A 5,601-nucleotide genomic window follows, 5' to 3' on the forward strand; every position below is an offset into this window, starting at 1 on the left:
AAATTTACCATGCCTCTCCCGCCCGTAACCCCTCTTTCATGCAACAACGCCGATCTACACCCAGAAGACATTGTGCAATCTACTCAGCCGCTTCAGTTACTGGATGTCAGAAGTCGCTTTGAATATAACCGCTTCCATGCTCCGGGTGCGATCAATCTAAGCTTGCCTCGCATTCTCATGGGACAAGTCTCTATCCTGCGTCGATGGGTATGGCCGAGTTGGTTTTTGAACCTCTCTAAAGATGAACCGATCGCGCTGATTTGCTTAACAGTGCATCGAAGTCCAATTGCTGCCAAGGCTCTATCTGATCTGGGCTTTAGACAGGTGTTCAACGTTACCGGTGGGATGATGGCTTGGCAAAAAGCAGGACTCCCCATCGAGAAATCATAATTCTCACAGCGATCGCTCATTTCTTAGAAATTCTCAACACCTGACGGACAGCGAGGAGATTGTTCCTATGTGGAAGATATTAGGCTTTATCCAAAAAAATCTGGTTTGGTCAGTGCCAAGCTTCATGATTGCGGGCATTATTGTAGGGGCGTTAACCGATCCATCTCCCCTCAAGTCACTCATTGTCCCTCTCACATTTCTCATGGTCTATCCCATGATGATTAACCTTCAGATTCAGAAGGTTCTCTCTGGGGGAGATACAAAGGTTCAACTGGTGACCCAATTGATTAACTTTGCCGTCGTTCCTTTCTTTGCCTTTGCGATGGGACGGGTATTTTTTGGCGATCGCCCTCTCGTCGCGTTAGGTCTACTATTGGCTTCGTTGTTGCCGACCAGTGGCATGACGATTTCCTGGACGGGATTCGCCAAAGGGAACTTGAGTGCAGCGATCAAGATGACCGTCATTGGTCTTATTTTAGGATCGATCGCAACGCCTTTTTATGCCAAGTGGTTGATGGGAACCGTCATTGAAATTCCGCTATCCAGCATCTTTAGACAGATTGTAATTATTGTCTTTTTACCGATGCTGTTGGGATTCATCACGCGGGTTCTCCTCATCCGGATTGTAGGTGCAGACAAATACCACAAGAATCTCAAACAAAAGTTTCCGGCCTTCTCAACCATCGGTGTTTTAGGCATTGTCTTTGTGGCAATGGCACTCAAAGCCAAAAATATTGTCGCCAATCCACTGGAGCTACTTTCGTTCCTAATTCCGTTGGGTATTTTGTACTTTGGTAATTTCCTGCTCAGCACCATTATCGGCAAGTTCTTCTTCGATCGAGGAGATGCGATCGCCCTTGTCTACGGAACGGTGATGCGGAATCTATCCATTGCGCTGGCGATCGCCATGACGGCCTTTGGTAAAGAGCAGGGGTCTGAGATTGCCCTCATTATTGCAATGGCGTACATTATACAGGTACAAGCTGCTGCCTGGTATGTGAGGTTAACTGATCGTATCTTTGGCCCCGTACCGGAAGAGGCATTGCCTGCGTACGAGGGTTCCAAATAGTTGCTGAGTTTGGAGAACAATCATCAACGGTTGGAACAAAAGGGCGATCGCTTTTCCCGATGGGTGGGTAGAGGCGATCGCCCCTTTTCCTTTAGGCACTGAAGTATTTCGCCACGGGATGATAGGCAATGATCGCCGTGGTGGACTGTTCGGGATAGAGCTGTTCGCTCTCATCCATTTCTAGTCCAATGCGCTTGGCACCCAGTACATCTAACTGCGTGTACTGATCCTGCATATTGGGACAAGCAGGATACCCGAAGCTGTACCGAGAACCCTGGTAGCGCTGGGCGAGGATATCTCGAATGGTGTCCGGTTCCTGATCGCCGTAGCCCAACTCCCGACGAATCCGGGCATGAACCCACTCCGCCAACGCTTCCGCCATCTGTACCGCTAACCCGTGGAAATAGAGATAGTCGGTGTATTGATCGGAATCAAAGAGGGTCTTTGCGAACTCTGTAGCGCAGTATCCGACCGTCACGGCTTGCATGGGGAAAACGTCCACCTGTCCTCGCTCCAGCGGCAGGAAGAAATCAGCAATACAGAGACGCCGTAAGGATCTCTGGCGCGGGAAAGTAAAGGAGGCGATCGCCCCTTTCTCCAATGCCTTCGTTCCTAGAGATGGATCATAGAGGTGCAAGGTATTTCCCTCCGCCGCACAAGGGAAATAGCCGTAGACCACCTTCGGCTGAAGTAGATTTTCCTCTACGATTCGCTGTTTCCACGTATCCAGAATGGGATAGACTTTCTCGGCTAGGAACTGATCGTATTCCTCCCGCGACTGTTCCTTGGGTTTGCGGAACTGCCACTGTCCGGCAATCAGCGCTTGCAGATCGAGATACTTAAAGATCTCTTCCAAGGGAATGTCCGCAGGTTCCAAAATTTGCGTGCCCCAGAAAGGTGGCGTCGGTCGGGGAATGTCGATGTCTACCGCTTCCGAACGACGGGTATCGATTTCTACAGGTTCCGCTGGTTCTTGAGAGATAGACTTTTCTGCCTCAGAGATGCTGGCTACCCGTTTACCATTCGTAGACTCTTCACCCAAGAAACCTTTAATATCATCCCATTCTCCAGACGCCTTGGCGGGCATCAGCTTATCCATAAAGTGGAGATCGGAAAAGGCATCTTTACCGTAAACCACCTGTCCATTGTAGGTATTCTGGCAATCTTCGTGGACAAACTTGGGCGTCAGTGCGGCTCCCCCCAAAATCACCGGAACCGTGATGCCGCACTCGTTGAACCGTTCCAGATTCTCTTTCATGAACGCCGTAGACTTCACCAACAGTCCACTCATGGCGATACAGTCGGCGTTGTGTTCGCGGTAGGCATCAATGATCGACTCTACGGGTTGTTTAATCCCTAGATTGATCACGCGGTAGCCATTGTTGGTGAGAATAATGTCCACCAGGTTTTTGCCAATGTCGTGGACATCCCCTTTCACCGTCGCAATCACCACAATTCCCTTCGCCTGATTGGAATCCTCCTTTTCCATGAAGGGTTCCAGGTAGGCCACCGCTGCCTTCATCGTTTCCGCCGACTGCAACACAAAGGGAAGCTGCATCTGTCCCGATCCAAACAGTTCACCCACCACCTTCATGCCGTCGAGGAGGAAGGTATTAATGATGTCTAGCGGGGGATAGCTTTCGAGGGCGATCGCCAATGCGTCATCCAGCCCAATCCGCTCTCCGTCGATAATGTGGCGTTTTAGCCGTTCCTCAATGGGTAAATCCGCAAGCGATTCCCTGGAAGCACGGGCATCTTTGGCAGAAACGCCCTCAAATTGGGTTGTGAGTTCCGTTAGCGGATCGTAGACGCAAACATCCCCTTCAAATCGGCGCTGGTCGTAAATCAACTGGCGACAGATTTCTTGATGTTGTGGATCGATTTTCGCCAAGGGCAGAATCTTCGCGGCACTGACGATCGCCGCATCCATGCCCACCGCCATCGCCTCATGGAGGAACATGGAGTTCAGCGTGATCCGGGCTGCCGGACTCAAACCAAACGAGACATTCGATACGCCGAGGAGGATATGTACACCGGGCAAATTCTCCCGAATCATCCGGATCGATTCGATCGTGGCTTTACCGTTGGCGCGATCTTCCTCAATTCCGGTGGAAATCGGCAGTGCTAAAGGATCGTAGAACAGTTCGTGGGCAGGAATGCCGTATTCCAGTGCATCCCGATAGGCGCGTTGGGCGATCGCAAACTTCCGCTCTGCCGTCCGTGCCATGCCGTCTTCATCGATAGTGCCGACGACCACACCCGCCCCATAGCGCTTCGCTAGTTCCAGCACTTTGAAGAATCGTTCGTCCCCGTCCTCGTAGTTGGTAGAGTTGAGGATGCATTTACCGCCCGCCACCTTCAGTCCGGCCTCCATCTTTTGCCATTCCGTGGAGTCCAGCATCAAAGGCAAATTGACGTTTGTGACTAGGCGGGACACCAGTTCGTGCATATCGCGCACGCCATCCCGACCCACATAGTCCACGTTCACATCTAGGATATGTGCGCCTTCCCGAACCTGCGATCGCGCCAACGCCACCAATCCATCCCAGTCTTCCGCGTTCAGCAAATCTCGGCACTTCTTAGACCCACTGGCGTTGAGGCGTTCACCCACGATGAGGAACGAATTGTCCTGGTCGTAGGGCTGGGCGGAGTAGATGGACGCCGCCGCAGGAGTGTAGTGGAGGGGGGCACGGACAGGCTTGGCATCGGCATGACCGTTCAGTTCCCAAGCCGGAAGCCGGATGTCACGAGGCTTAGGCGTTAACTCCTGAGCCACCTCCGCCAGTTGAGCGATGTGATCGGGTCGGGTTCCGCAGCACCCCCCAATCACCTGCACGCCCCAATCTTCGACGAACTTCATCAAGGCCATTCGCAGTTCCACCGGGGTCAGCTTGTAGTGGGCGTGTCCTCCGATATTTTCCGGTAATCCGGCGTTGGGAATGCAGGACACCACAAAGGGCGAATGCTCACACAGGTACTTGATATGCTCCGCCATCCGATCCGGCCCAGTGGCGCAGTTTAAGCCCAAAATATCAATCGGGTAGGGTTCCAGAATGGCAAGGACAGCGCTAATGTCTGACCCAACCAGCATCGTGCCCTGGATTTCCATCGTCACCGACACCATCAAGGGACGACGTTCCCCCTTCTTCTCAAACACCTCTTCGATCGCGTTCAGCGCCGCCTTAATTTGCAGCACATCCTGACAGGTTTCGACAATGAACAAATCGACACCACCATCAAACAATCCCTCTGCTTGAACCACGAAGGCATCTTTCAGAGTGTCGTAGTCGATGTGTCCCAGCGTCGGTAATTTCGTTCCTGGCCCCATCGATCCCGCGACGAACCGGGGCTTTTCTGGGGTCGAAAATTCTGCCGTGACTTCTTTGGCCAACTCGGCGGCGAGTTTGTTCAATTCATAGGCGCGATCGCCCAAGTCATATTCCGCCAACACGATCGGCGTCCCGCCAAAGGTATCGGTTTCAATCACATCTGCCCCGGATTCCAAGAAATGGCGATGCACCTGCTTGACGGCATCGGGCTTGGTGTAGACCAAATATTCGTTACAGCCTTCATATGCTGCCCCGCCAAAATCATCAGCGGTCAGGTTTTGGGTTTGGAGAGATGTGCCCATTGCCCCGTCGAATACGATGACGGGACGGTCAGGGCTGTGAAGACGCGCGAGGAATGCCTGGGTCATAGTGCAATCAAACGAATCAAATCTGGGAATTATGCTTGAAGGGTCACATTTATCTATCATATTGGCGATCGCCTGGGATTCAGTAGCTTTCTAGCAATCCTCATAGAAGGGCGATCGCGTCCAGAGCCGATGTGGTATTGGGATTATGCATTACCGAAACCAGATTTTTTCGTTCCTGTCCGGGCGAAACACTGCAGTGAACGAAAAATTAGGCTAACCTTGACATATTTTCAACACCACCTTGAGCCACGAGGGTTCGGGCATGGCCAATCAAAAAATTCTGATTGTAGACGATAGTAAAGTGATCCGGATGCAAGTCCAGGAAATGTTGCCTAAGAGCAACGTTGAAATTCTGGAGGCAAAGGATGGCGTCGAAGGGATGGAGCTAGTTCAGCAAAACCATCCAAATCTGATCTTGCTTGATTTCTTTATGCCACGGATGAAC

At 51.8% G+C, this 5,601-nt stretch carries 4 protein-coding genes; 3 read left to right on the plus strand and 1 reads right to left on the minus strand.

The window, feature by feature from the left end; all coding sequences use genetic code 11:
• Positions 1-9 precede the first annotated feature (9 nt).
• Both IGR76_17710 and IGR76_17715 read left to right on the plus strand, forming a co-directional pair.
• Positions 10-390, plus strand: coding sequence for a rhodanese-like domain-containing protein (locus IGR76_17710; protein ID MBF2080294.1), 381 nt, complete (start codon positions 10-12; stop codon positions 388-390).
• A gap of 67 nt (positions 391-457) precedes the next feature.
• Positions 458-1,459, plus strand: a complete 1,002-nt coding sequence (locus tag IGR76_17715) for an arsenic resistance protein (GenBank protein ID MBF2080295.1) — start codon at positions 458-460, stop codon at positions 1,457-1,459.
• Between the two features lie 91 nt (positions 1,460-1,550).
• On the opposite strand, the gene metH is transcribed toward IGR76_17715, so the two are convergent.
• Positions 1,551-5,156 carry a methionine synthase gene (gene metH, locus IGR76_17720; GenBank protein ID MBF2080296.1) on the minus strand — a complete coding sequence of 1,202 codons (3,606 nt, stop codon included), beginning with the start codon at positions 5,154-5,156 and terminating at the stop codon, positions 1,551-1,553.
• Positions 5,157-5,418: 262 nt separating this feature from the next.
• Between metH and IGR76_17725 the strand changes: the two genes are divergently transcribed.
• A partial coding sequence (locus IGR76_17725) for a response regulator (GenBank protein ID MBF2080297.1) occupies positions 5,419-5,601 on the plus strand: 183 nt, incomplete at its 3' end.

It is taken from the genome of Synechococcales cyanobacterium T60_A2020_003 (genome assembly GCA_015272205.1).
Classification (GTDB): Bacteria; Cyanobacteriota; Cyanobacteriia; order RECH01; family RECH01; genus JACYMB01.

Bases quoted from the DNA above. Each gene is read 5' to 3' on its own strand.
- IGR76_17710 (MBF2080294.1), top strand. From the start codon at position 10: ATGCCTCTCCCGCCCGTAACCCCTCTTTCATGCAACAACGCCGATCTA.
- IGR76_17715 (MBF2080295.1), top strand. From the start codon at position 458: ATGTGGAAGATATTAGGCTTTATCCAAAAAAATCTGGTTTGGTCAGTG.
- metH (MBF2080296.1), bottom strand. From the start codon at position 5,156: ATGACCCAGGCATTCCTCGCGCGTCTTCACAGCCCTGACCGTCCCGTC.